This window comes from Aeromonas veronii (assembly GCF_040215105.1).
In the GTDB taxonomy this organism is placed as follows: Bacteria; Pseudomonadota; Gammaproteobacteria; order Enterobacterales; family Aeromonadaceae; genus Aeromonas; species Aeromonas veronii_G.
Genome location: NZ_CP157875.1, coordinates 536843 through 562474 on the forward strand (window position 1 = coordinate 536843; position 25632 = coordinate 562474).

A 25632-nucleotide genomic window follows, 5' to 3' on the forward strand; every position below is an offset into this window, starting at 1 on the left:
GGGAAAAAATGCAACCAGCCATGGCTCATGGATGTTCTGCCTCGTTGGCGGCACGGCATCTGCCAGCGACCTGACGTTCAACATGACACGCGGTGCTACCGCCATCAGCCAGCAGGTCTACGACCTGCACATGACCATCTTCTACATCTGTTGCCTGATCGGCCTGCTGGTGTTCGGCGCCATGCTCTGGTCCATCATCCGTCATCGAAAATCCCGTGGCGCCAAGGTGGCCCAATTTCACGAAAGCACCCGTATCGAACTGTTATGGACCGCCATCCCTGTGTTGATCCTGGTGGCCATGGCGGTGCCCGCCACCTCGACCCTGCTGAAGATGGAGGACACCTCTAAAGCTGACCTGACGGTGCTGGTCACGGGTTCCCAATGGAAGTGGCACTACAAATATCTCGAGCACCCGGTGGAGTTCTACTCCCTGCTGGCGACTGACAGGAAGCAGATCAAGGGTGAGCAGCCCAAGGGGGACCACTACTTGCTGGAGGTCGATCAGCCGCTGGTACTGCCCGTCGGCAAGAAGATCCGCTTCCTGATGACCTCGGACGACGTCATTCACTCCTGGTGGGTTCCCGCCTTCGCGGTGAAGCGGGACGCCAACCCAGGCTACATCAATGAATCCTGGACCCGGATAGACCAACCCGGCACCTACCGGGGCCAGTGCGCCGAGCTGTGCGGCAAGGATCACGGCTTCATGCCCATCGTCGTGGTGGCGAAAACTGCCGAGGAGTTTGATGGCTGGATTGCCAAGACGGCAGGGGAGCAAGCCGCCGCCAAGGCGCAACAGCAGGATCTGGCGAGTCAGACCATGACCCTGCCCCAGGCCATGGAGATCGGCGAGAAGGTATTCCTCGGCCACTGCGCCGCCTGTCACCAGCCGACCGGAACCGGGCTGCCCGGCATTTTCCCCGCCCTCAAGGGCAGCAAGGTCACCACGATGGCTGAAAACCGGGCCCATCATCTGGATCTGGTGCTCCATGGTAAGAGTGGGACGGCCATGCTCGGCTTTGGCAAGCAGCTCAGCCTGCAAGAAGTAGCCGCGGTGGTGACTTACGAGCGTAATGCCTGGGGCAACAATACCGGCGACGTGGTACAGGCTGCCGAGGTGCAGTCCATCTTGAAACAGGACAAGTGAGGCGTCGGCATGAGTGATGGAATCATGGATACCCCCCACGGTGAGCACGCCCATCAGCCGGCGACGGGTCTGAGGCGCTGGCTATATACCACAAATCACAAGGATATCGGCACCCTCTATCTGCTGTTCGCGTTGACCATGTTCTTCACCGGTGGCGCCATGGCCATGGTGATCCGGGCCGAGCTGTTCCAGCCAGGTTTGCAACTGGTCGAGCCCCTGTTCTTCAACCAGATGACCACGGTACACGGCCTCATCATGGTGTTTGGCGCCGTGATGCCGGCCTTCACCGGCCTCGCCAACTGGCTGATCCCCATGATGATAGGGGCGCCGGACATGGCCTTGCCCAGGATGAACAACTGGAGCTTCTGGATCCTGCCGTTCGCCTTCATGATATTGTTGTCGAGCCTGTTCATGGAGGGTGGAGGCCCAAGTTCGGGCTGGACCTTCTATGCTCCCCTGTCGACCAAGTACAGCGGCAACAGCACGGCGCTGTTCGTGTTCGCCATCCACATCATGGGGATCTCCTCCATCATGGGAGCCATCAACGTCATCGTTACCATCTTCAACCTGCGGGCACCGGGCATGGGCTGGATGAGGATGCCGCTGTTTGTCTGGACCTGGCTTATCACCGCTTTCCTGCTTATTGCCGTCATGCCGGTGCTGGCGGCGGCGGTGACCATGGTGCTGACGGACAAGTATTTTGGCACCAGCTTCTTCGATGCGGCGGGGGGCGGGGATCCCGTGATGTTCCAGCATATCTTCTGGTTCTTCGGTCATCCCGAGGTCTACATCATGATATTGCCGGCATTCGGGATCGTCTCCAGCATTATCCCGACCTTTTCCCGCAAGAAGCTGTTTGGCTATCGCTCCATGGTCTATGCCACCAGCAGCATAGCCCTGCTCTCCTTCATGGTGTGGGCCCACCACATGTTCACCACGGGTCTGCCGGTGGTGGCCGAGCTGTTCTTCATGTACACCACCATGCTGATAGCGGTGCCGACCGGGGTGAAGGTATTCAACTGGATAGCCACCATGTGGCGCGGTTCCCTGACCTTCGAGACACCCATGTTGTTTGCCATCGCCTTCATCACCCTGTTTACCATAGGCGGCTTCTCGGGGTTGATGCTGGCCATGACGCCGGCAGACTTCCAATATCACGACACCTACTTCGTGGTAGCTCACTTTCACTATGTGCTGGTGACCGGCGCCGTTTTTTCTATCCTGGCTGCTGCCTACTACTGGCTGCCGAAGTGGACAGGGCGCATGTATGACGAACGGCTGGGGCAGTGGCATTTCTGGTGCTCTCTCATCTCGGTGAACATGTTGTTCTTCCCCATGCACTTCGTCGGGCTGGCGGGCATGCCCAGGCGTATCCCTGACTATGCCCTGCAGTTTGCCGACTTCAATATGTTCATCAGCCTGGGGGGCTTTGCCTTCGGGTTGTCACAGTTGCTTTTCGTCTGGGGCGTGATCAAGTGCATCAGGGGAGGGGAGCGGGCCACTGGCCAGGTGTGGGAGGGGGCAGAGGGGCTGGAGTGGACCCTGTCATCTCCCCCACCTTATCACAGCTTCAAGGTTCCGCCCGAGGTTCGGCCGGATGAGCACTAGAGAGGACTTATGAATCAGGTCAATCATGGACCGCTGCTCAGGAAGCTGGCCCTGATCATCGTTCTCATGTTCGCCTTCGCCTTCGCTCTGGTTCCCCTGTATGACGTCTTCTGCAGGATCACCGGACTCAATGGCAAGACGGCTGGGCAACCTGCCACGACCGAGCGCGCCGTGGTTGATGACAAGCGAACCATACAAATCGAGTTTCTGGCTCATGCCGATACCCGGATGCCCTGGCAGTTCAACGGGGAAACCGATCGCCTGTCGGTGAAACCCGGCGAGATGAAGCAGATCAACTTCAAGGTGTTCAATCCGACAAAAGACACCATGGTAGGTCAGGCGGTGCCATCGGTCTCACCGGGCACGGCAGCAGCCTATCTCAAGAAGGTGGAGTGCTTCTGCTTCAACCGCCAGGAGCTGAAGGCAGGAGAGAGCAAGTTGATGCCTCTCAAGTTTTACATTGACCCGGCCCTGCCCGATGACATCAATACCATCACGCTCTCCTATTCACTTTATGACATCACAGAGTCCAAGCCGGCTCCGGCTATTGCACAGAGGAATTGACCATGGCCAAGGTGACCCAGAATTACTATGTCCCCGAACAGAGCCGCTGGCCCATCATAGGAGCCTTGGCTCTGTTCCTGCTGGCCTTCGGGGCTGGCCATCTGGTCAACGAGATCGCCAGCAAGCAGGTGGGGATAGGGCGTTATCTGATACTCGGGGGCGTGGCCCTGTTGGTCTTCATGCTGTTTGGCTGGTTTCGTCACATCATTCAGGAGTCCATGACCGGGCTCTACAGCCCCCAGATGGACAGATCCTTCAGACAGGGCATGGTCTGGTTCATTTTTTCCGAGGTGATGTTCTTCCTGGCCTTCTTTGGGGTGCTGTTCTATGCGCGGCAGCTGGCCATGCCCTGGCTGGATGGAGCTGGCAACAAGGCGATGACGGCGCAACTGCTGTGGCCGGACTTCTCGGCTCACTGGCCCATGCTGAAGACCCCGGGGGGCACGACAACCCAGGCGATGCCTTGGCACGGGATCCCACTAATCAACACCCTGATCTTGCTGGCATCTTCCGTGACTCTGCTGTTTGCTCATACGGGGCTGGAGAGCGGGCGTCGCACTCGTCTCAAGTTGATGCTGCTTGCCACATTGCTGCTGGGGGGAGGCTTTTTGTGGTTGCAGGGCTATGAATATATTCATGCCTATCGGGATCTGGGCCTGCGGCTGGATTCGGGCATCTATGGCAATACTTTCTTCATTCTGACCGGCTTTCATGGCCTGCACGTCACCCTGGGTACCCTGTTCCTCGGGATCATCTGGTTGCGCATCGTGCTGAGGGATCACTTCACGCCCGAGCGCCACTTCGCCTTTCAGGCCGCGGCCTGGTACTGGCACTTCGTTGACGTGGTCTGGCTCTGCCTCTTCGTCTTTGTCTACCTGTTGTGAGCCCGGTTTCAGTAAGGACGGGGATTGGGTTCCAGCCAGCCCATCATCAGCGAGAACAGCAGGATGGCGACCACCAGCAGGGAGAAGAATACCCGCCTACCCAGGGGAGCCGACATCCTTCTGGTCGCTTGCTTCGTGGTCATCATCAGCCAGAGGGCGTGGAATAGCTGTCCGATGATGAGCAGCAACATGAATACCAGCACGACTTTGATCAACATGTGGGGGCCTCGTGATATGGGTGACGCGGCGACATGGCACAAGCAACGGGCTCTCCATCGGCGACGCTGGCTGGTGCTGTTATTCACTCTGGGTGTCTCGGCTGGTTTGTGCAAGCTGGCACTCTGGCAATGGCAACGGGCGGCAGAAAAAGAGGCGTGGCTGGAGCAGGTGGCTGCGGCTCAGCAGGTGGCACCTCTGATGCTGGTTCGGCTCGACTGGCGTGAACTGGACAAGTTGGATGGCGCAGTGCTGAGTGGGCGAGCGGCCTGGTTTCGGCCCTACGTCTGGCTGCTGGATAACCAGACTGTGGAGGGGGAAATAGGCTATGACGTCATCATCCCGGTTCGCGCCAATGACGATACAGCTTTGGCTGGCACCTCTTCGTCGAAGGAGCCTCTTCTCTTGGTCAATTTGGGTTGGATCGCGGCGCCAGCCAGCCGGGATCAGTTGCCTGCCCCAGTGATCCCACCATTGCTGGAGCTGGATGGGCTGCTGCGTACCAGACCGGGTGGCCTGCTGCTTGGCCAAAACATAGAGGGCGGCCCATACCCGAACCGGATCCAGTCCGTCAGGGTTGCCAGTTTGAGTGAAGAGACGGGCTTGCCCCTCGTCGATGCCGTTTTTTACCAAAAAAATTCCCCGTTTTGCTACCACTACCAGCACAACGTCATGCCCCCAGAGAAGCACAGAGCCTATGCACTGCAATGGTTGGGGCTGGCAGTGGTAATGCTGGTGGGGGGGCTGGTGCTGGCAAGGAGAGTCTCATCATGAATGAATGGGCTAGATGGAAGGTACCGGTCGCCTTTGTGTTGGTGATCCTGTTGCCCGTGCTGCTGGCGGCGCTGACCCTGCACCAGGGTTGGTATGAGGCCGGCACCCGCAGCAAAGGGCAGTGGTTGAAGAGGGAAATTTATCTGCTGCCGCCACTCTCGGCTCATCAGAGCCAGTGGCGCCTGGTCTATCTGGAGGCAGATCGTTGTGCGGCGCAGTGCCAGCAGGTTCCCATCTTGATGGCGCGGATACAGAGTGCCCTGGGGCGCAATGGGGACAAGCTGGCGTTGATGCCGCTCAGGTTGACATCTCTCGGATCCGGTGAAGGGTTGCAGGCGGGAGAGCTGATGCTGGTGGACCCCCAGGGGCTGGCCATATTGCGTTACGAGGTGCCAGACAACAGCACGCAGTGGCCTCTGTTTGGCAAGGCAGTGCTGTCGGATTTGCAGCAACTGCTCAAGTACCAGCGAGGCGTGCAATGAAACTACAGAAGAGGCTCGCCTCGATCGCCATTGCCCTGGCCGTGCTGGTCATTCTGCTCGGTGCCTATACCCGGCTGACCGATGCGGGCCTTGCCTGCCCTGATTGGCCCGGTTGCTATGGCTCTCTGGCCATCCCTCATTTGGCTCAAGCCGAGCAGGCGGCCATGCTCTATCCGGATACCCCGCTAGTACCTCACAAGGCCCGCAGTGAGATGGTGCATCGCTACTTGGCCGGTATGTTGGGCTGTCTCATCGCCCTCCTGTTTGTATTGAGCTGGCGGCAAGGGGGGCGTCTGCGCCATCTTGCGAGCGGGTTGCTCCTGCTGGTGCTTGGGCAGGCGTTGCTTGGCATGTGGACGGTGACGCTGGCATTACACCCTCTGGTGGTGACGACCCATCTGCTCGGCGGCTTTGCCATCCTGACCCTGCTGTGGCTCTATCGTTGTGAGTCGACATGTGGCAACCAGGTCGTTGTCGGTGGTCAGGGGCTGACCCTGCTGGGCAATCTCGCCTGCGGCATGCTCTTGATCCAGATAGCCCTGGGGGGATGGACCTCATCCAACTATGCCGCCATGGCCTGTGCCGAGCTGCCCCTGTGCCACTCGGGTTGGCAACAGCAGCTCGACTGGGATGAGGCTTTTCATCTACCGCTCGGCCATGCCAGCTACGAGTTCGGTGTACTCAGCAAGGAGGCACGTCAGACCATCCACATTGCTCACCGACTGGGGGCGATGGCCACGGCCCTGCTGGTGGGCGGCTTTGCCATCGCGTTGATCCGCCATGGGGTGCTTCTGAGAGTGCTCGGTGCGCTGCTTCTTACTCTGTTGTTGACACAGATTGCCCTAGGCCTGACCAATGTGCATCTGGCTCTACCTCTAGCCAATGCCCTCGCCCACAACCTGGTGGGCGCACATCTGCTGGTGGTGTGTGTGCTGGCTCGTTGGCGTCTCTCCCATGCCGTCACATCTCCCTCATTATCTCCCCTGATGATCAGGAGCCGGACATGAATGGCAAGCCGCAGGTTCAGTCGTTCGACCCTCAGTTGCTGCGGGACTATTACCAGCTGACCAAGCCGAGAGTGGTGGCCCTGTTGCTGCTGACGGCCTGGGTCGGCATGTTGCTGGCTGAACCGACGTTGGCCTCCCTTGGGCACATGGGGCTGGGGCTCGCGGGGATAGGGCTATTGGCGTCTGCGGCGGCGGCCATGAATCACAGTCTGGAGAGCGGTATCGATACCCAGATGCGCAGGACACGCTGGCGACCAGTGGCGAGGGGGCGGATCAGCGCGCGGGCGGCCATGATCTTCGCGCTCTGGTTGGCGGTTGCGGGTTTTTGCATGCTCTATCTCGGGGTGAATCCGCTAACCGCCTGGCTGACCCTGGCCAGCCTGTTTGGCTATGCCATTGTCTACACCCTGCTACTGAAGAAGGCGACACCCCAGAACATCGTCATCGGCGGGCTGGCGGGGGCCATGCCGCCGTTGCTGGGTTGGACCAGTATCACCGGGCAGCTCTCGGCCGAGCCCTGGCTGCTGGTGATGATCATCTTCGCCTGGACTCCCCCTCATTTCTGGGCTCTGGCCATTCACCGACGGGATGAGTATGCGAACGCCAGGATCCCCATGCTGCCGGTCACCCATGGCATCGAGTTCACCAAGACCGCCATCCTGTTCTATCTGCTGATGCTGACCCTGATCTGTCTGCTGCCTTACCTCATCGGCATGTCGGGGATCATCTATCTGGTTGGTAGCCTGGGGCTGAACTTCTGGTTCTGCTGGCACGGCTGGTTATTGAAGCGATCGACCTCCTCGGTTCAGGCGATGCGCACCTTCCGCTTCTCCATTTATCATCTGATGTTGCTGTTCGGCCTGTTGATCCTGGATCACCACTGGTTGTGGCGACTGTCATAACCGAAGGGGGATGGCGCGGTTGAAGGGGCAATAGGGATTAGATGTAGCAGCAAGGCTGGCTTGGGGCCAGCCTTGCTGCTTTCAGAGTTTGACCATGATGTGGCGCGGCACCGTATAGTCCTCCAGTGCGTAGAGGGAGAGATCCTTGCCATAACCTGACATCTTCATGCCGCCGTGGGGCATCTCCGAGCAGAGCATGAAGTGGGTGTTGATCCAGGTACAGCCGTACTGCAGGTGGCTCGCCACCTTGCTGGCAAGGCCGAGATCCCGGGTCCAGACCGAGGAGGCAAGGCCATAGTCCGAGTCGTTGGCCCACTGCACTACCTGTTCGGCATCGTTGAAGCGGGTCACCGATACCACAGGGCCGAACACCTCGCGCCGTACGATCTCATCCTCCTGGCGGGCGCCGACGATCAGGGTTGGTTCGAAGAAGAAGCCGTTGCCCGGGCGGATCTTGCCGCCGGCGGTTACCTCCACGTGGCCGCTGCTCTGGGCCCGCTCCACGAAGCTGGCGACCCGGTTGCGCTGGCGGTCCGAGATGAGGGGGCCCATCTCCACCCCCTCCTCGTGGGGATCTCCCACCTTGATAGAGGCAACGGCGTCCGTCATGGCGGCGACGAACTTGTCATAGATCTTGCCCTGGGCGTAGATGCGACAGGCGGCGGTGCAGTCCTGGCCTGCGTTGTAGAAGCCGAAGGTGCGAATGCCCTCCACCACGGCTTCCAGGTCAGCGTCATCAAAGATGATGACGGGGGCCTTGCCACCCAATTCCAAGTGGGTGCGCTTCATGGTGCGGGCGGCGCTCTGCAGGATCTTCTGACCGGTGGCGATGTCCCCGGTGAGGGACACCATGCGCACCAGCGGGTGTTCCACCAGCGGGGCACCCACACTCTCGCCCCGGCCACAGATGATGTTGATGACCCCACGGGGAAACAGCTCGCTGGCGAACTCGGCGAGGCGCAGGGCGGTCAACGGCGTCTGCTCCGAAGGCTTGAGCACCACCGTATTGCCGGCGGCGAGCACCGGCGCCATCTTCCAGGCCGCCATCATCAACGGATAGTTCCAGGGGGCTATGCTGCCCACCACGCCGACGGGATCCCGGCGGATCATGCTGGTGTGTCCCTCGATGTATTCTCCGGCGAGCGGTCCTTGCAGGCAGCGGGCCGCGCCCGCGAAGAAGCGGAAGCAGTCCACCACGGCAGGCAGCTCGTCGTTCAGTACCGCCAGATAGGGTTTGCCACAGTTGAGGGACTCCAGCGCCGCGAACTCCTCGGCGTGACGTTCGATGGCATCCGCGAGGCGCAGCAGCAGGTTGCTGCGCTGGGCCGGGGTGGTGCGGCTCCACTGGGCGAAGGCGCGTTGGGCACCGTTGACCGCCCTGCTTACCTGTTCGAACGAGGCTTCGGGCACCGAAGCGATGAGTTCGCCGGTGGCCGGGTTGAGGACGGGCTCGGCCGGACCGTCACCGGTGACAAACTGGCCGTCGATCAAGAGTTGGGTATTGAGCTTCATGGTTGCATCCTTGCGCACGCGTTGAGTCGTTATTTGCCACTGCCGGCGACGTCCTGGCCGTCGCGGGTGAGGTAGTAGGCAAGCAGAATGGGGATGGTGGTGAAGGCCACTATGATGAGGGCCACCACGTTGGTGACGGGCCGATCGCGCGGGCGGATCAGCTCCTGATACATCCAGATGGGCAATGTGGTCTGTTGGCCCGCGGTGAAGGTGGTGACGATCACCTCGTCAAAACTCAGGGCGAACGCCAACATGCCCCCCGCCAGCAGGGCGGTGGCGAGATTTGGCAGGATCACGTAGCGCAGGGTCTGGAAGCCATCGGCCCCGAGATCCATGGAGGCTTCGATCAGCGACCGATTGGTGCGGCGAAAGCGTGCCAGGGCATTGTTGTAGACCACCACTACACAGAAGGTGGCGTGGCCGATGACGATGGTCCAGAAGCTGAACGGGATCTCCATCAGGCCGTAGGCAGAGCGCAGCGCTATGCCGGTGACGATACCGGGCAGGGCGATGGGCAGCACCAGCAGGAGTGACACCACCTCCTGGCCGAAGAAGCGGCTGCGGGCGATGGCCCCTGCCGCCAGGGTGCCAAGCACCATGGCCGCGAGGGTCGCGAGCCCGGCCACCTCCAGCGACAGCTGGATGGCGCGCCACACATCGGGCCGGTTCAGCGTCACCTCGAACCACTTGAAGGTGAGCCCGGGGGGCGGGAACTGGTAGCTCTTGCTCTCGCTGGTGAAGGCGTAGAGGAAGATGAACAGGATGGGGATATGCAGGAACAGCAAGCCTCCGATGGCGGCGTATTTCAGCAGCCCGGATGGGCGCTGGCCATACCCCTGATTCACCGCGGGATTAGAGCGCATCGAAGGCCCCCAGTCGTTTTGCTATCGCCAGATAGATGGCGATGATGAGGATGGGTACCAGGGAGAAGGCGGCGGCGAATGGCAGATTGCCCGCCGTGCCTTGCTGGATATAGACCACCTGGCCGATGTACAGGGTCGAGTTGCCGATGATGCCGGGGATGATGTAGTCCCCGAGTGTCAGCGAGAAGGTGAAAATGGAGCCTGCCACTACCCCCGGCAACGCCAGCGGCAGGATCAGGGTGCGGAAAGTCTGGGCCGGGGTGGCACCGAGGTCGCCACTCGCCTCCAGCAGAGAGCGGGGGATCCGCTCCACCGCGGCCTGGATCGGCAGGATCATGAAGGGCAGCCAGACGTAGACGAAGACGATGAAAGTACCGAGGCGAGAGAACGACAGCGAGGGGCCTCCGATTACCGGCAGGGAGAGGATGGCGTCCAGCAGCCAGTCCAGCCCGAGGCTCCCCGCCAGCCAGCTGATGACCCCCTCCTTGGCCAGGATCAGCTTCCAGGCGTAGACCCGCACCAGATAGCTGGACCAGAGTGGCAACATGATGCCGAGATAGAACAGGGCGCGAGTCTTGCCGCTGGTGTAGCGGGCCATGTAGTAGGCGATGGGAAAGCCGAGCAGGGCGCAGGCCAGGGTCACCAGCAGCGCCATGCCGAGCGTGCGCAGGATGACGTCGAGGTTCTCTGCTCGCAGCAGGGCAGTGAAGTTTTGCAGCCCCAGTTCGTGGCGTATCTGTCCGCTGAACTCATCCAGCCCGAAGAAGGCGTTGGAGAGCAGCATCAGCAAGGAGCCGACGTAGATGATACCAAGCCAGATCAGTGGCGGGCCGAGCAACACCCCCAGCAACAGGCCGGGGCGGCCGTAGAGCAGGGTGGAGAGGCGCCGCAGCGGTCTGAATGTGGAGGTGGTGGGGGCTTGGATCATGGGGAGACTCGCACTCTGGGGGAGGCTCATGGTCGAGCCTCATGATCGGTCAGACGGTGGATGGCCTGCTCCGGCCAGCTGAGGCTGACCCGGGCGCCGCGGGGGAGGCGTGCTTGCCCCTCGTTGGGGTGGTTGACGAGGATCTCGATCTGCTCCCCCAAGTCCACCCGATAGCGAACGAAGGCGCCCAGATACTCCACCTCGCGGATCTCGCCCGACCAACCCGGGCTGCCGGCGTCGCTGAGCCGGATCCGCTCCGGGCGTACCATCATCTGCTGGCTGTCGCCACACAGGCGTTTGGCCTGCTCTCCCTCGAACAGGTTGACGGTACCGACGAAGCGGGCGACGAAAGGGGTGTCCGGTGCATCGTAGATGGCATCTGGCGGGGCGATCTGTTCGATCCTGCCTTGATTGAAGATGCAGATGCGGTCGCTCATGGAGAGCGCCTCCTGCTGGTCGTGGGTGACGAAGATGAACGTGATGCCGAGCTGGCGTTGCAATGCTTTCAGTTCGAGCTGCATCTGCTCGCGCAGCTTGAGATCCAGTGCGCCGAGCGGCTCATCCAGCAGCAGGATGCGCGGCTGATTGATCAGCGCCCGGGCGATGGCGATGCGTTGACGCTGGCCGCCGGAGAGCTGGCCGGGCTTGCGGTTGCCCACCCCGGGGAGGCGCACCAGCTCCAGCATCTCGTCTACCTTGCGGTAGCGCTCAGCCTTGGAGACTCCCTTTAGCATCAAGCCGTAGCCAATGTTGTCGCGCACATCCATGTTGGGGAAGAGGGCATAGTCCTGAAACACGGTGTTGAGGTTGCGATCATAGGGGGGAACCCGGGAGCAGGGTTCCCCGAACAGCCGGATCTCGCCGTCGCTCGGATATTCGAAACCCGCGATCATTCGCAGGCAGGTGGTCTTGCCAGAGCCGCTCGGCCCCAGCAGGGTAAAAAACTCACCGGCCGGGATCTGGAAGGAGATGTCGTCGACCGCCCTCACCTCGCCATAGTGGCGGCTGACCCGGTCAAATTGTACGGCTGTCATGGTACGTCCTTGTCATCGACCGGGCCGGACTCCTGTCCGGCCCGCAGAGGGCTGTGTCAGGGGTTGCTTGCCTGAAGGGGCTCAGCGACCACCCAGGATGGCGATATAGTCCGAGACCCAGCGGTAGGTAAAGGTCACGCAGTGCTTTGGCTCGGGCCGCGGACTCGCTTTGTGTCAAACCGGCTCAGCGACCACCCAGGATGGCGATATAGTCCGAGACCCAGCGGTAGGTAAAGGTCACACAGTGCTTTGGCTCGGGCCGCGGACTTGCTTTGTGTCAAACCGGCTCAGCGACCACCCAGGATGGCGATATAGTCCGAGACCCAGCGATAGTAAGGCACACAGGTTCCCTGGCTCTTGCACTGGGAAACCGGCGTGCGCCAGAAGTGAACCCGGTCGAAGTTGTCGATGCCGTTAGTCTTGCATCCTTCAGCCCCGAGCAGAGCGTTGCCCTCGCAGGCGGCGGGCACCACGGGGACCGAGCCGAACCAAGAGGCGAGATCCCCCTGCAACTTGCTGTTGAGGGAGTGTTCCAGCCACTTGTAGGCGCAGGTCAGGTTCTTGGCTTCGCTGTGCACCATGGTGGTATCGGCCCAGCCGGTGACCCCTTCCTTGGGCACAGTAGTGGCGATGGGCTGCTTGTCGGCGATCAGGGTGTTGGCCTGGAAGGGCCAGGAGTCGGAGGCGACCACCCCCTCATTCTTGAAGTCATCGATCTGGACGAAGGCATCGTGCCAGTAGCGACCCACCAGCTGGCGCTGCTTGCGCAGCAGCTCAAGGGAGGCCTTGTACTGATCCTCGTTCAACTCATAGGGATCCTTGATGCCGAGCGCTGGCTGGTGGGTCATCAGGTAGAGGGCGGCATCGGCGATGTGGATGGGGCCGTCGAATGCCTGCACCCGCCCCTTGTTGGACTTGCCATCCAGCAGGGTCTGTTCTTCGAACACCACACTCCAGGAGTCGGGGGCCTTGGGGAAGGTCTTGGTGTTGTACATCAGGATGTTGCCGCCCCACTGATAGGGCACGCCGTAGTGTTTGCCGTCCACCGTGTGCCAGGGCGCGCTCTGCAGACGGGGATCTATCTTGCCGTAGCTTGGGATGAGTGCAAGGTTCAGGACCTGTACCTTGCCGCCGGCGATGAGGCGAAGGCTGGCGTCGCCGGAGGCGGTCACCAGATCGAAGCCACCTTCGTTCATCAGCGCCACCATCTCATCCGAGGTGGCGGCGGTCTTGACGCTGACCTTGCAGCCGGTCTCCTGTTCGAAGCCGGTTACCCAGTCGTAGTTCTTGTCGGTCTCGCCGCGCTCCACATAGCCGGCCCAGGCCACTATGTTGAGCTGGCCTTCACCCTTGCCGAGTTCGGTGGGGGCGGCCTGGGTCTGGCCTGCCAACAGGGCGGGGAGCAGGGCCAGGGTCAGGGGGGTCAGTTTCATCTCGCACTCCTTGCATGATCGAACATCATGGCGCCACGCCATGGCATTAACATCCTGTTAACCAGACATGAGCGTAGGAGAAGGCGCGAGTAATGAAAATTTCAATTTTTAACCGCCAAGGTATCTGGGAAATCGATATCGAGCGCAGATGAATCTGTATTTCTTGTGGGGAGGCTTTTAACGGAAGGTGGCTTGGCGAGCCCGTAGCCGGCTCTGGTCCCGCACTATGTCGATGAATTCCCGGGCGGTCCAGCCTAGCTGGGAACCCCGACGCCACACCAGGCCGATATCGATGGCGGGGACGGGTTCCTTGATGGGACGGGCCTCCACCCGTTCCTGCTCCAGTGACCAGGGACGGTAGGCAAAATCCGGCAGCAGGGCAGCACCGAGCTGGCTGGCCACCAGACTGCGCACCGCTTCCACCGAGGCGGTGCGCAGCACGATGCGGGGAGAGACGCCGTAGCGGCGCAGGCCGGAGCCGATGATCTGATCCAGCTGATCGGCGGTGAGGGAGATCATGGGCTCCTCGGCCAGGGCCTTGAGGGAAAGGCTGGACTCGGCGCAGAGGGGGTGGTTGGCGGCGAGCCAGAGCCGCAACGGGGAACGGGTCAGCAGTTCGGTATCGAACGCCTCCTGACGGATGGTGCGGTTGGTCATCAATATCCCCACATCCACCTCGCCGTTGACGATCTGGTGTTCGAGATAGGGTTGCTCGTCCTCCTTCACTTCGATGCGTACCGCCGGGAAGGCGCGGCGAAAACGGCCGAGGGCCTCCGACAGGTAGTAGCCCGCCACCAGGGTCGTTACCCCTATGGTGAGCTGGCCCTGATCCTGTTGCGCCACCGCCTTGAGGGACTGGCCTGCCTCCGTCATGGCGCCGAGGATCCGCCTGGCATGGAGCAGAAACTGGTGGCCCTGGGCGGTGAGGCTGACCCCGCGTGGGTTGCGCTCGAACAAGGCGGCGCCGAGTTCAGTTTCCAGCTCACGGATGGCGCTGGTGACGGCAGACTGGGAGATGTGCAGCTCGGCGGCGGCACGGCTCACCGAGAAGCTGTCGGCCACGGCGACGAAGTAACGGATCTGGCGAAAGGTGAAGTTCATCTGGGCATCCTGCCACTGGGTGAGCCATCAGCTTAACCGCGAACAGCATCCAAACGAAAGGCGCCCGCAGGCGCCTTTATCATTGTTTTTTGCGGACTTAGCGGGAGCTGGCCGCCTCGATCACCGGTACCCGGTTCACGGCCTTGCCCAGATAGGCGAGGGTGATGGTCACAATGATGCAGGTGAAGCTGAGCCACATGTAGGGCAGGTAGTCGAGGGTCGCGACTCCCAATACCCCGGCCATGAAGATGCCATTGTCGCTCCAGGGCACCATGCCGCAGGTGAGGGTGCCGCCGAACTCGGCGTTGCGGGAGAGGTTCTTGCGTGCCAGCCCCAGCCGGTCGTAGTTCTTGGCCATGATCTTGGGCGTCAGGATGAGCGACACATACATGGCCGAGCCGAACACGTTGGCCAGGAAGGCGGTGCCAATGGTGTGGGTGGTCAGGCTGCCCACCCCCTGGATCCGCTTTTCGAAGGCGTTGGCGATGACCGCCAGGATGCCGACCTTTTCCAGCAGGCCGCCAAAGCCCAGACCGAAGATGATGACGGCCACCGAGCCCAGCATGGATTCCATGCCGCCGCGACCCAGGATGTTGTCGATGAAGTCCACGCCGGAGACGATGGCGAACGGGCTGTAGGCGGAGTGCATCGCCTTGACCGGATCCATGTCCTGGAAGGCGATGGCCCAGACTAGCCCCAGCAGGGCGCCGAAGCTGATGACCGGGAAGGCGGGCTTGCGATTGGCCAGCAGGCCCAATACCAGCACCACCGGCACTATGGCCAGCGGGGTGATGTTGAACTGCTTGTCGAGGGCCCCCATCACCAGATTGACCTGCTCCAGGCTGACATTGCCGGAGTACTGCATGCCGACCACGGTGAACAGGGTGGCGGTGATGACGTAGGAGAACAGGCTGATGGGCAGCATGCCCTTGATGTGTTCCACCACGTCGACGTTGGACATGGTGGATGCCAGAACGACCGAGTCGGAGAGGGGGGAGAGCTTGTCACCGAAGTAGACGCCGGAGAGCACGGCTCCCGCCACCAGGGGCGCAGGCACCCCCAGGCTGTGGCCTATGCCCATCATGGCGATACCCGCGGTGGCAGCGGAGCCCCAGGAGGTGCCGGTTGCCAGCGAGGTGAGGGAGCAGATGATCAGGGTTGCCAGCAGGAAGATGGACGGGTGTATCACCTTGAGGCCGAAGTAGATGATGCTGGGGACTATGCCGCCGGCGATCCAGGTGCCGACCAGGGCACCGACGGAGACCAGTATCAGGATGGCCCCCATCCCCTTGGCGACGCCGTCAACGGCGGCCTGCTCCAGGGATTTGTAATCGTGGCCGAGTTTGATGCCGAGCCCCATGATGACGAACCAGGCGATGAACAGTGCCAGCTGGATCGGCAGGTCGAGCACGCTGGTGAAGGAGAAGGCCAGGGCCAGGAAAATGGCCAGACAGGCAAACACCTGCAGCATGCTCGGTAGTCGGATGTGGTTTTGTTGGTTTTGCATAGATACTTCCTAAACTCTTGCTCGCCAAGGTGGGCGCCTCTCGTCCTGTGGATACTTGTATCCCGAGGAGCCAACCCAAAAAGAGGGCGCAATCTACCACAAACCCAAGGCCTAAAATCCCAACTTATTTAGCAAAAATGCATTAATGATTGAAAAACATCTCCATTAGTTGATCTCGCAAGCATTTTTTGAGTGTTTGGTCGATGCCACTCAAATGACCAAGACCCATAGGAAAGTCCGATTGCACCCTCCTAAAATACAAATGATAATTATTATCAAATTGGTGCCGTGGAGGTTTCATCATGATCTGGATAGTGCGTTGCCTGCTGTTGATAGGGGGATTGGCTGTGTGGGGTTGGGGACAGGACAAGGCTTATGGCATCTGGAGTCTGGGATTTCTGCTGGCGGCCTGGGTCATGCTGGAGCCCAGACTGAGGCCTGCATTGATCCTGTTGCCGGTGGCCGGCATGACCGGGGTTGTCGCCCTGATCTGGCAGCAGAGCTGGCTCTAGCAGACGAGCGAGTCAGCGAGAGGGGACGGCCAGGATCCTGTCATGGGCCAGGCGCAGTGCTGCCATGACCTTCTGCTCCATCTCGGTGCGCTCGACTTCCGTGGTGAAGTAGATCATGTCGACGTTGTGGCGGATGTAGTGGGCGGGCAGTTGATTCAGGGTGAGGCAGCAGAGATCGGCCAGTTGCGGGGGGCTTAGCGTCTGTTCCAGCCCCTGTTTCTCTATCTCCTTGAGCACCAGGTGCTCGTAAAAATTGTGAATGTCGGCATCCAGGATCATCGGGCATTCCCTTCCATGGCGTTGAAGTCTCAACAGCATAGCCGCGCAGCATGAAAAGACAAAAGGCCCAACACTCGCGTGATGGGCCTTTTGCAGAATAGATGGTGCGAAGAGAGGGACTCGAACCCTCACATCCGTGGGACACTAACACCTGAAGCTAGCGCGTCTACCAATTCCGCCACCTTCGCACACTGATTTTCTCCAGCTGGTTTTTAAATGCGGTTGGAGCGCATTCTCTGGTTTTACATGTCAGAAGCATGGTGCGAAGAGAGGGACTCGAACCCTCACACCCGGGGGGCACTAACACCTGAAGCTAGCGCGTCTACCAATTCCGCCACCTTCGCACATCGGGTCATCAGTCTGGATTTACATGCTGTCTGATGAAAGCATGGTGCGAAGAGAGGGACTCGAACCCTCACACCCGGGGGGCACTAACACCTGAAGCTAGCGCGTCTACCAATTCCGCCACCTTCGCACATCGGGTTATCAGTCTGGATTTACATGCCGTCTGATAAGAGCATGTTGCAGTATGGTGCGAAGAGAGGGACTCGAACCCTCACATCCGTGGGACACTAACACCTGAAGCTAGCGCGTCTACCAATTCCGCCACCTTCGCATCACTGCGGTGGGGGATTCTATAGAGTTTTGGGGGGGCGTCAACAGCCAAAGGGGACTTTTTTCGCTGTTGACGGATAAAGCTGCGCTAAGGGCACAAAACTTCAGCAATCAGTGCTTGCCCCTGGCCAGTGCATCCCGATACATCTGTTCGTATTGGGTCACGGAGTCGGCCCAGTTGAAGCGGGTCTGCATGGCCGTGCGTTGCACCTTGGCGAAACGCTCCGGTTCTTGCAGGTAGTGCAGCAGACTGCGGCGCATGGCGTCCAGCAGGGTGCTGGCGGTGGGATCGTTGAAGCAAAAGCCGGTGGCCCGCGCAGGGTCAGCATCCCAGTCCACCACGGTATCCTTGAGGCCGCCGACGGCGCGGACCAGCGGCAGGGTGCCATAGGCCAGGCTGTACATCTGGTTGAGGCCGCAGGGTTCGAACAGGGAGGGCATCAGGAAGAAGTCGGCGCCCGCCTCCACCAGGTGGGCCAGCCGGTCGTCATAGGCGTTGATGAAGGCGAACTTGTCGGCATGTTGCTGGGCGATGGCCTGCAGCTGGGCGGCCAGCGAAGGATCGCCTGAGCCGACGATGACCAGCTGGACCTGATGTTGCAGGAACTTGGTCAGGGTCGGGATCAGCAGATGTACCCCTTTTTGCTCGGTCAGGCGACATACCATGCCATAAATTGGCAAGTCAGCAGTGGGAAGCCCTGCCTCCTGTTGCAGCGTCTGCTTGCACAGACGCTTGCCGTCCAGGTGATCGGCATCATAGGTCGCGGGCAGATAGCTGTCGCTGGCGGGATCCCAGTCCTGATAGTCGCAGCCGTTGAGGATGCCGCACAGATCGCTCGCCCGCTGCTGGAACACGCTGGCCATGCCGTGGGCCCCCAGGTGGGTCAGCAGCTCGTTGGCATAGTTGGGGCTGACCGCATTGATCTTGTCCGCATAGAGCACCCCGCATTTGAGCAGGTTGATGTGGCCGTAGTCGTAGTTGATGCGCCGCTCGTAGTCGGTGATCTCGGGCAGGGCCCAGAACTGCGGGCGGTCAAACACCCCCTGAAAGGCCGCATTGTGGATGCTGATGACCGAACGGGTGTGCTGGAAGAAGGGGTTGCCGGCATAGCGGGTCTTGAGCAGCAGGGGCAGCAGGCCGGTATGCCAGTCGTTGCAGTGGGCGATGTCGGGGGCGAAACCCTGCTGCTCGCAGGCGTGCAGGGCGGCGGCGCAAAAGAAGGCGAACCGCTCGCCGTTGTCGGGATAGGCCTGGTTGTTTTCCGCGTAGAGCTGGGGCCGTTCGAAATACTGCGGACAATCGAGCAGGTAGACGCAGACCCCGTCCAGCTCCAGCTGATAGATGCGATAGCTGATGTCAGCCCGATCCGGCGGGGTCGGCAGCCAGCGCGAGGCGATGAGTTTCGCCTCGTCCCGGCGTTTGAGGGTTTGGTAGAAGGGTAGGATGATGCGAACGTCGTGGCCCTGGCGGGCGAGATTCAGTGGCAGGGCTCTGGCGACATCCGCCAGGCCCCCGGTCTTGACCAACCCCTCGACCTCAGAGGCAACAAACAGAATTTTCAACGGGCTAGTAACCAACTCTTGCTCCCTTAGGTACCACGACGATACCGCCTTCGGACACGGTAAACCTCTCTCTGTCATGGTCCAGATTCTCACCGATCACGGTGCCGGGTGCAATTTCAACGTTTTTGTCGATGATGGCGCGTCGAATGGAGCTGCCTTCCCCGATCTTCACATCCCCCAGCAGCACGGATTCACTAATGTGACTGCAGGGGCCGACGTTGCAGCTAAAGCCCAGAATGGATCGCTGGATCTGGCTGCCCTGGATGAAGCAACCACCGGAGATCAGGGAGTTGGCGATCTTCACCTTGCAGTCATCGGTGTCGATGAAGGTGGCGGGGGGCAGGGGCGGGTAGTGGGTATGCAACGGCCATTTGCGGTTGTAGAGGGAGAAGGGGGCGTCGTCGGCCACCAGGTCCATGTGGGCCTGCCAATAGGCATCCAGCGTCCCCACGTCACGCCAGTAGACATTGGGCTTCTCCCCTGGGATCACGTTGCCGCTGTAGTCATAGACATAGACAGGGGTGCGCGGATAGAGGCTGGGGATGATGTCTTTGCCAAAGTCATGGCTGGAGTTCTCCTCCGCGGCATCCCGCTTCAGCTCCCGATAGAGGGTCTCGGTCTCGAAGATGTAGTTGCCCATGGAAACCAGGGCCTGGGTCGGATCCCCGGGGATGTGCTTGGGATGCTTGGGTTTTTCCTCAAAGCCTATCATCCGTCCTTCCTGATCCACTTCGATCACCCCGAAGGCACTCGCCTCCTCGATGGGCATGCGCAGGGCGGCGACCGTCATGGCCGCGGCCTTCTGCTTGTGGAAGCTGACCATCTGGCTCACGTCCATCTTGTAGATGTGGTCGGAGCCGAAGATGCAGACATGCTCGGGATCCGAGGTCTCGATGAAGCGCAGGTTCTGGTAGATGGCGTCCGCGGTGCCGTCGTACCAGCGCTTGCCCATCCGCATCTGGGCCGGGATGGGATCGATGAAGCGATCCGTGATGCCGACGATGTTCCAGCCCTTCTTCATGTGTAGATAGAGAGACTGGGATTTGAACTGGGTCAGCACATAGATGCGCAGGAAGTCGGCGTTGACGAAGTTGTTGAGGACGAAGTCGATCAGCCGGTAACTACCGCCAAAGGGCACCGAGGGTTTGCTGCGAGTCGTGGTCAGTGGCTGGAGACGGGTTCCTTCTCCTCCGGCCAGGATCATGGTCAAAATGCCTGCCATTGTATTTTTCTCTCTGCATGAAAAGGTTTTCAATTTGCTGCGAAAAAACACCCCAAAAGGGGTGGAAATCGTTTTCAGTCACCTTAACAGATCCCGTCTGGCACTCTCTACAGGTTTTATTAAGCACTTACATTTATTTACAGTTTGCTCAGATAGACCTTGAATTTGGTATCGCTGCCGATGATCTCGGTCTGTTTAAAGTGAGCCTCCAGTATAGGCAGGTATCGCAGGAAGGCGTTGGCGACTATGGTCAGCGAGCCGTTGGCGCTGAGGTAGGCGGGGGCTTTTTCCAGGAAGGTTTCGGTGGCGGCGTAGAAGGTCTTGAGGCCCGCATGGAAGGGGGGATTCGAGACGATATGCTGGAATTTCCCCTCAATGTCGGAGTAGACATCGGAGGCGTGCACCTTCCCCTGCAGACCGTTGGCGGCCAAGGTGCGGCGGCTGGATTCCAGTGCCAGGGCGCTGATGTCCACCAGGTGCACTTGCAGCTCGGGATTGCGCTTGGCCAGCGTGGCGCCGATGACGCCGGCCCCGCAGCCAAAGTCCAGCAGCTTGCCCGTCATGGGGGGGAGACTCGCCAGCAGCATCTGGCTGCCGAGATCCAGGCCGTCTGCGCTGAATACCCCGGGCAGGGCCATCACCGTCAACGAGGTGTCCCCGGCCTGGCATTCATAGCGGCTGAACCAGGCATCCAGCTCAAACGGGGTGACCGGCTTGCTGAGCTCCCCGTGATAGAGGGAGCAGCGGCGCGCCGAATCCCGCTTGACCGGTTTCTCCCCATAAGCGGCCAGCAGCTTGTCGGCCCCGTTGATCCCCCCTCTGTTCTCCCCCGCCAGCAGCAGATCGGCACCCGCCTCCAGCAAGGGGGCCATCATGGCCAGCAGGTACTGGGCCTCGGCCTTGGCCTTGGGCATCAGCAGCAGCAGGGCATCGAAGCGGGGGGCGCCGCCAAGCTGGTGATCGAACAGTATGGCGTCGCCGAGGGCGGCCTGCTGGCTGAGGTAGTAGCAGTAGTCGGTGGTGAAGACCGTCAGGGAGTCAGTCAGTTCGGCCAGCTGGCGCGGATAGTCATCCTCCAGGGCGCCGCAGACGAGCAGCCGCTTGCCGACGAAGAGGGCTTGGTTACGTTCCAGCATCTGGCTGACGGCACTGACAGGACGGCTCATTGGTTTTCTCCACGCAATTTTGGGCGGCCATTATACATGGCTGCTTTCGCCTTGACATTTATGCCGCCTTCCCGAAATATGCCAGACACCTTATATATCCAGAGATGAGCCATGCGCCAGCGCGTATCGAAACGAAAGCATAAACACAGCCTGATCCCCGGGCCTGCTGACGTGCGCGCGTAACCTCTCATCCCTGAGACGATTCCAGCCCCGGTAGCGACCCTCGTACCGGGGCTTTTTATTGACCCATTAATTCAGTCAGGAGAAGGAAATCCATGTTTCAAGGTTCGATAGTTGCCCTGATCACCCCTTTCAAACAGGGCCAACTGGATGAAGCCGCGCTGGTCCGTCTGGTGGAGTGGCACATAGCGCAGGGGACCCATGGCATAGTGCCGGTCGGTACCACGGGGGAGAGCCCGACCCTGACCCACGACGAGCATTGCCGGGTGGTGGAACTGGTGGTGAAGCAGGTGGCCGGTCGGGTGCCCGTCATCGCCGGTGCCGGCTCCAACAACCCGGTGGAGGCCATCGAGTACACCCGTCACGCCGAGCAGGCGGGGGCTGACGCCACCCTGCACGTGGCCGGTTACTACAACCGCCCGAATCAGGAGGGGTTGTATCATCACTTCAAGGCGGTGCATGACGCCACCACCAAGCCCATCATCGTCTACAACATCCCGCCCCGCGCCATCGTCGATGTGCAGCCGGCGACCCTGGCCCGGCTGGCCGAATTGCCGCGCATTGCCGGGGTGAAGGACGCCACCGGCGATCTGGCCCGCCCCTGGACCGAGCGCCAGCTCATCAAGAAGCCCTTCGCCTGGCTCTCCGGTGAAGATGCGACCGCGGTCGCCTACAACATAGGTGGCGGCCAGGGCTGTATCTCGGTGACCGCCAACGTGGCGCCCAAACTGGTGGCCGAGGTGCAGAACCTGGCCCTGGCCGGTGAGTGGCAGGCGGCTCGCGAGTTGCAGGACAAACTCATTCCGCTGCATCAGGCCATGTTCGCCGAACCCAGCCCCGCCGGTGCCAAATATGCGGTCTCCTTGCTGGGGTTGTGCAGCGAAGAGTGCCGGTTGCCGGTGATGCCTCTGTCCGAGGCGACCCGAGAGCGTATTCGCAGCGCCATGCAAGCACTGGACCTGCTGTAAAAATGGGCTCTGGATCGCGCTTTTGATTGCCAAGTCAGTTAGCCGCTGACTTTGTCGATATACTCGCTTGGATACATTTCAAGGATGAGTGGGCATGCAAGAATGGGATCCGGAGCACTTCACCAGCTTTGAACATCTCTGTGAAGTGACCCTGGCGGCGGTCAGCGAGAAGACCGAAGCCGAGCAGATCTATCTGTGGCTGCGGGCACCCGTGCCCCAGCTCTACTGTTACCGGCCGGAGTCGGGCTTGCTGTGCCTGGCTGCCGACGCCCTGTCGACCCTCCCGTTGCCCGTTTCCTTCATCGAACGCTCCCTGGCGCTTGGCCAGCTGCTGGTGGAACCCGTGGCACCGACCCATGGGATCTGGGAGAGCGTCGAACCCGAGGCGCCGCGCCTGCGGGTCAGTTTCCCCCTCAAACGCCATCAGGGACTGGAGGCCGTGGTCTATCTGGAAACCCGCCGCCGCATAGATCGCCTGTCAAATCAAAAGAAACAGAGTATTCAGCTGCTTATGCATTATCTGGCAGCAGAACTGGAAGGAAGAAGGCTCGCCAGCCAAGTGGACAGGGAGCGGGATCAGCGCCTCAACACGCAGGCGGATCTCGTTCGCAGCCAAGCCCTGCAGGATGCCTTCCTCCATCTGCTGCAGGCCCTGCATGAGGTCGGGGTCAGGCTCTCTCGCTGCGACAGCGAGGATCAACTGCTGCACGACGCCGTGGTGCTCGCCCGGGAGGATTTGCAGTTCGATCGGGTCGCCATCTTTCTCATCGACAACGACCGCAAGACCATGCACGGCACCTGGGGCACCAACGAGGCGGGAGAGCTCACCAACGAGCGCCATTTCGTCACCCCCATCCCGGAGCACCCCACGGTGCAGGAGGCGCTGCGGCGCAAGGACTATGTGCTGGTGCTGGAGGATGCCCCCCTCTATTACGAGCAGCAGGAGGTGGGACGGGGCTGGAACGCCATGGTCTCGCTGTGGGACGGGGCCACCCCCATCGGCTGGATCGCCGCCGACAACCTGCTCTGGCGCCGGCCCCTCAAGGCCTATCAGAGCGAGATCTTCAAGCAATACGCCGCCATGCTCTCCCAGTTGCTGATCCGCCAACGTACCCAGTCGGCACTTGAGCGTTTCAATCGGGAGCTGGAGCAGAGGGTGCAGGAGCGCACCCGGCAGCTGGCCGATACCAACAGGGCGCTGGAGGAGGCCAATCGGCGCCTCTCCCTATTGTCCCTGGAAGATCCCTTGACCGGGATCGCCAATCGTCGCCAGTGGGACATCACCATGGAACGGGAGTGGGAGCGGGCCCGCCGTCATCAGGGGGTATTGGCGGTGCTGATGATCGATGTGGACGAGTTCAAGTCCTACAACGATCACTTCGGCCACGGCAAGGGCGACCAATGCTTGCAGCAGGTGGCGGCGCTGCTGCAGGAGACGGAGCGACGGCGGACCAACCTGGTGGCCCGTTATGGCGGGGAGGAGTTTGTCATCCTGCTGTGCGCGCCGCAGGCGGGAGAGGCGGAGCGGCTGGCGGAGCAGATCCACCAGGGGCTCAACAGGCTGCGGATCCCCCATCCCGCCTCCCGGGTGGAGTCGCATCTCACGGTCAGCATCGGTTTCAGCTATCTCATTCCCTCAGCGGACAAGGGGTGGCAGACCCTCACCGAGCAGGCGGATCAGGCGCTCTATCATGCCAAGTCCCGAGGGCGGGCCTGTACCCTGGCCTATCGGGTGGACTCTCTCGTCGCTCCCCATTGAGCCCGCCTGGCTCACGGGCTTCGACGAGTGTGATCCCAGCATCATAAATGGGGCCGCAAGCGTTTCTCGTCCTCGGGCGCATGGCGAGATGCCCTGGCTCTGGCTAGAATGGGGGCCCATTTTTCAACGACAGATCCCGCATCATGACCCTCTCCGGATTTAAAGGCCTGGTTTTCGACCTCGACGGAACCCTGGTGGATTCCATGCCGCTGCACCTGGCCGCATGGGAACATACCGCACGGGAATTTGGCTTCCGCTTCGATGGGGAGTGGTTTTATGAGCTGGGGGGCATGCCGAGCCGCAAGATCGCGCTGCTGGTGGCCGAGGAGCAGCAGATTGCGCTGGATCCTCTGATCGTGACCCGCTGCAAGACGGAGCACTATGTGGCCAACCTGCACAAGGCGACGCCTTTCCCGGCCATGCTGGAACTGGTGGAGCGCTATCATGGCCTCATTCCCATGGGGATCGGGACAGGGTCTCCCCGGGTCAATGCCGAGGCCGTGCTGCGCAATACCGGATTGGATCGTTACTTCCCGGTGGTGGTCACCGCCGACGATGTCGAGCTGCACAAACCCCATCCGGACACCTTCCTGCTGGTGGCGCGTCGCCTCGGGGTCGAGCCGGGTCAATGTCTGGTATTCGAAGACACGGGCATCGGTGCCCAGGCCGGTCAGGCGGCGGGCATGCAGGTGTGCATGGTCAAGGCAGGAAAACCGGTCGGATTGAGCTACTGAGTCGGGAGGGATCGGGTCTGGCCACCCGGGGTAAAACGTCCACTCTCATACGGGACAGGCGATAAACATGAGAGTGGACGGTCATTTGCGCCAGGAGATGACGTGGCGAAGCGCGGGGCAGGAAAAGAGCGAGCCTTATTGCTCGCTGCTGCCGCCCTGATTGTCGTCATAGCGACTCGGTGCACCGTGGGCGCGCGGCGCCATGGAGACGCGGGGCTTGCGGGCACGCTGGATGCTCACGGCCGGGCGACCGGAGTGCATGGCGATGGTGGAGATCTTGGCCTTGTAAACCAGCTGCTGGTTGCCATGGGCATCGGTCAACAGCACGCTGTACTGGTCGAAGCCGCTGATGGTCCCCTCCAGCTTGATGCCGCTCACCAGGAAGATGGCGACCTGACTGCGATTTTTGCGCAACCAGTTGAGGGCGGAATCCTGCCCATTTCCAAGTGAGAATGCTTGCTCAATCGTGGAGTAGCTTGGGGATTCAGTTGTCATAAATTATTGTCCCGCGAAGAAAAGTGGCGTTTGATTGTGCTAAATGGTTACAGGCTTGTCAAAGCCATTCTCTTTTCCTAGATGAGGGCTTAATGCCCCAAAGAACAGGGCTGGTGGTTCAGGGCGGCGGCTGCGATAATTGACCGCTCTGGCCGTGACAGGCCTCCGCTGGGATCCTAT

25 protein-coding genes and 4 tRNA genes are annotated in these 25632 nt (G+C 60.9%); 12 read left to right on the forward strand and 17 right to left on the reverse strand.

Going from position 1 to position 25632, the window contains the following annotated elements; all coding sequences use genetic code 11:
- Window positions 1–82 precede the first annotated feature (82 nt).
- From coxB to ABNP46_RS02615, 4 genes are read left to right on the forward strand one after another with little or no spacing between them, the layout of a single operon-like run.
- A complete protein-coding gene (gene coxB, locus ABNP46_RS02600; RefSeq protein ID WP_349920870.1) occupies window positions 83–1144 on the forward strand; it encodes a cytochrome c oxidase subunit II in 1062 nt (353 codons plus the stop codon).
- Between the two features lie 9 nt (window positions 1145–1153).
- Complete coding sequence (ctaD, locus tag ABNP46_RS02605) at window positions 1154–2752, forward strand: cytochrome c oxidase subunit I (RefSeq protein ID WP_349920871.1); 1599 nt, start codon at window positions 1154–1156, stop codon at window positions 2750–2752.
- Window positions 2753–2761: 9 nt separating this feature from the next.
- Window positions 2762–3316, forward strand: coding sequence for a cytochrome c oxidase assembly protein (locus ABNP46_RS02610; RefSeq protein ID WP_349920872.1), 555 nt, complete (start codon window positions 2762–2764; stop codon window positions 3314–3316).
- A gap of 2 nt (window positions 3317–3318) precedes the next feature.
- Window positions 3319–4200, forward strand: coding sequence for a cytochrome c oxidase subunit 3 (locus ABNP46_RS02615; RefSeq protein ID WP_349920873.1), 882 nt, complete (start codon window positions 3319–3321; stop codon window positions 4198–4200).
- An 8-nt stretch (window positions 4201–4208) separates the two neighbouring features.
- On the opposite strand, the gene ABNP46_RS02620 is transcribed toward ABNP46_RS02615, so the two are convergent.
- Window positions 4209–4418, reverse strand: coding sequence for a DUF2909 domain-containing protein (locus ABNP46_RS02620; RefSeq protein WP_349920874.1), 210 nt, complete (start codon window positions 4416–4418; stop codon window positions 4209–4211).
- On the opposite strand from ABNP46_RS02620, the gene ABNP46_RS02625 reads away from it, so the two are divergent.
- From ABNP46_RS02625 to cyoE, 4 genes are read left to right on the forward strand one after another with little or no spacing between them, the layout of a single operon-like run.
- Window positions 4390–5190, forward strand: coding sequence for an SURF1 family protein (locus tag ABNP46_RS02625; RefSeq protein WP_349920875.1), 801 nt, complete (start codon window positions 4390–4392; stop codon window positions 5188–5190). The two genes, ABNP46_RS02620 and ABNP46_RS02625, sit on opposite strands and share 29 nt — an antisense overlap.
- Entirely contained in the window at window positions 5187–5672 is a 486-nt protein-coding gene (locus ABNP46_RS02630; protein ID WP_349920876.1) for a hypothetical protein, read from the forward strand. The genes ABNP46_RS02625 and ABNP46_RS02630 overlap by 4 nt, the downstream gene beginning before the upstream one ends.
- The gene (locus ABNP46_RS02635) at window positions 5669–6679 is read left to right on the forward strand and encodes a COX15/CtaA family protein (protein WP_349920877.1); all 1011 of its coding nucleotides are present in this window, start codon (window positions 5669–5671) and stop codon (window positions 6677–6679) included. The genes ABNP46_RS02630 and ABNP46_RS02635 overlap by 4 nt, the downstream gene beginning before the upstream one ends.
- The gene (gene cyoE, locus ABNP46_RS02640) at window positions 6676–7581 is read left to right on the forward strand and encodes a heme o synthase (protein ID WP_349920878.1); all 906 of its coding nucleotides are present in this window, start codon (window positions 6676–6678) and stop codon (window positions 7579–7581) included. The genes ABNP46_RS02635 and cyoE overlap by 4 nt, the downstream gene beginning before the upstream one ends.
- Before the next feature lie 81 nt (window positions 7582–7662).
- On the opposite strand, the gene ABNP46_RS02645 is transcribed toward cyoE, so the two are convergent.
- The 7 genes from ABNP46_RS02645 to nhaC form a co-directional block, all read right to left on the reverse strand.
- Window positions 7663–9093, reverse strand: a complete 1431-nt coding sequence (locus ABNP46_RS02645; protein WP_349920879.1) for a gamma-aminobutyraldehyde dehydrogenase — start codon at window positions 9091–9093, stop codon at window positions 7663–7665.
- Between the two features lie 29 nt (window positions 9094–9122).
- A complete protein-coding gene (locus tag ABNP46_RS02650) occupies window positions 9123–9956 on the reverse strand; it encodes an ABC transporter permease (protein WP_349920880.1) in 834 nt (277 codons plus the stop codon).
- Complete coding sequence (locus tag ABNP46_RS02655; protein WP_349920881.1) at window positions 9946–10914, reverse strand: ABC transporter permease; 969 nt, start codon at window positions 10912–10914, stop codon at window positions 9946–9948. The genes ABNP46_RS02650 and ABNP46_RS02655 overlap by 11 nt, the downstream gene beginning before the upstream one ends.
- Window positions 10911–11918 carry an ABC transporter ATP-binding protein gene (locus tag ABNP46_RS02660; protein WP_349920882.1) on the reverse strand — a complete coding sequence of 336 codons (1008 nt, stop codon included), beginning with the start codon at window positions 11916–11918 and terminating at the stop codon, window positions 10911–10913. Before ABNP46_RS02660 ends, ABNP46_RS02655 begins: the two co-directional genes overlap by 4 nt.
- Window positions 11919–12205: 287 nt before the next feature.
- Window positions 12206–13351, reverse strand: coding sequence for an ABC transporter substrate-binding protein (locus tag ABNP46_RS02665; protein WP_349920883.1), 1146 nt, complete (start codon window positions 13349–13351; stop codon window positions 12206–12208).
- Window positions 13352–13528: 177 nt separating this feature from the next.
- Entirely contained in the window at window positions 13529–14452 is a 924-nt protein-coding gene (locus tag ABNP46_RS02670; RefSeq protein WP_349920884.1) for a LysR family transcriptional regulator, read from the reverse strand.
- Between the two features lie 97 nt (window positions 14453–14549).
- Window positions 14550–15959, reverse strand: a complete 1410-nt coding sequence (nhaC, locus tag ABNP46_RS02675; protein ID WP_349920885.1) for a Na+/H+ antiporter NhaC — start codon at window positions 15957–15959, stop codon at window positions 14550–14552.
- 302 nt (window positions 15960–16261) lie between these two features.
- Here nhaC and ABNP46_RS02680 point away from each other — a divergent pair, with 302 nt between their 5' ends.
- The gene (locus ABNP46_RS02680; RefSeq protein ID WP_349920886.1) at window positions 16262–16471 is read left to right on the forward strand and encodes a hypothetical protein; all 210 of its coding nucleotides are present in this window, start codon (window positions 16262–16264) and stop codon (window positions 16469–16471) included.
- A gap of 12 nt (window positions 16472–16483) precedes the next feature.
- Here the strand turns inward: ABNP46_RS02680 and ABNP46_RS02685 are convergent, their stop codons facing one another.
- From ABNP46_RS02685 to rsmC, 8 genes are all read right to left on the reverse strand, one after another.
- Window positions 16484–16750, reverse strand: coding sequence for a late competence development ComFB family protein (locus ABNP46_RS02685; RefSeq protein WP_349920887.1), 267 nt, complete (start codon window positions 16748–16750; stop codon window positions 16484–16486).
- A 102-nt stretch (window positions 16751–16852) separates the two neighbouring features.
- Window positions 16853–16938: transfer RNA gene (locus ABNP46_RS02690), tRNA-Leu, on the reverse strand.
- A gap of 70 nt (window positions 16939–17008) precedes the next feature.
- Window positions 17009–17094: transfer RNA gene (locus tag ABNP46_RS02695), tRNA-Leu, on the reverse strand.
- 45 nt (window positions 17095–17139) lie between these two features.
- Window positions 17140–17225 (reverse strand) — tRNA-Leu (locus ABNP46_RS02700).
- A gap of 55 nt (window positions 17226–17280) precedes the next feature.
- Window positions 17281–17366, reverse strand: a tRNA-Leu gene (locus ABNP46_RS02705).
- 110 nt (window positions 17367–17476) lie between these two features.
- A complete protein-coding gene (glgA, locus tag ABNP46_RS02710) occupies window positions 17477–18943 on the reverse strand; it encodes a glycogen synthase GlgA (protein WP_349920888.1) in 1467 nt (488 codons plus the stop codon).
- Window positions 18933–20150, reverse strand: coding sequence for a glucose-1-phosphate adenylyltransferase (gene glgC, locus ABNP46_RS02715; protein WP_349920889.1), 1218 nt, complete (start codon window positions 20148–20150; stop codon window positions 18933–18935). Before glgC ends, glgA begins: the two co-directional genes overlap by 11 nt.
- Window positions 20151–20287: 137 nt before the next feature.
- Window positions 20288–21316, reverse strand: coding sequence for a 16S rRNA (guanine(1207)-N(2))-methyltransferase RsmC (gene rsmC / locus ABNP46_RS02720; protein WP_349920890.1), 1029 nt, complete (start codon window positions 21314–21316; stop codon window positions 20288–20290).
- A gap of 275 nt (window positions 21317–21591) precedes the next feature.
- On the opposite strand from rsmC, the gene dapA reads away from it, so the two are divergent.
- The 3 genes from dapA to ABNP46_RS02735 all read left to right on the forward strand — a co-directional run bounded on the left by dapA (window position 21592) and on the right by ABNP46_RS02735 (window position 24957).
- Entirely contained in the window at window positions 21592–22464 is an 873-nt protein-coding gene (dapA, locus tag ABNP46_RS02725; RefSeq protein WP_349920891.1) for a 4-hydroxy-tetrahydrodipicolinate synthase, read from the forward strand.
- A gap of 94 nt (window positions 22465–22558) precedes the next feature.
- Complete coding sequence (locus ABNP46_RS02730; RefSeq protein WP_349920892.1) at window positions 22559–24223, forward strand: GGDEF domain-containing protein; 1665 nt, start codon at window positions 22559–22561, stop codon at window positions 24221–24223.
- A 143-nt stretch (window positions 24224–24366) separates the two neighbouring features.
- A complete protein-coding gene (locus ABNP46_RS02735) occupies window positions 24367–24957 on the forward strand; it encodes an HAD family hydrolase (RefSeq protein ID WP_349920893.1) in 591 nt (196 codons plus the stop codon).
- Window positions 24958–25092: 135 nt separating this feature from the next.
- On the opposite strand, the gene hfq is transcribed toward ABNP46_RS02735, so the two are convergent.
- A complete protein-coding gene (gene hfq / locus ABNP46_RS02740; RefSeq protein WP_349920894.1) occupies window positions 25093–25452 on the reverse strand; it encodes an RNA chaperone Hfq in 360 nt (119 codons plus the stop codon).
- Between the last annotated feature and the right edge of the window lie 180 nt (window positions 25453–25632).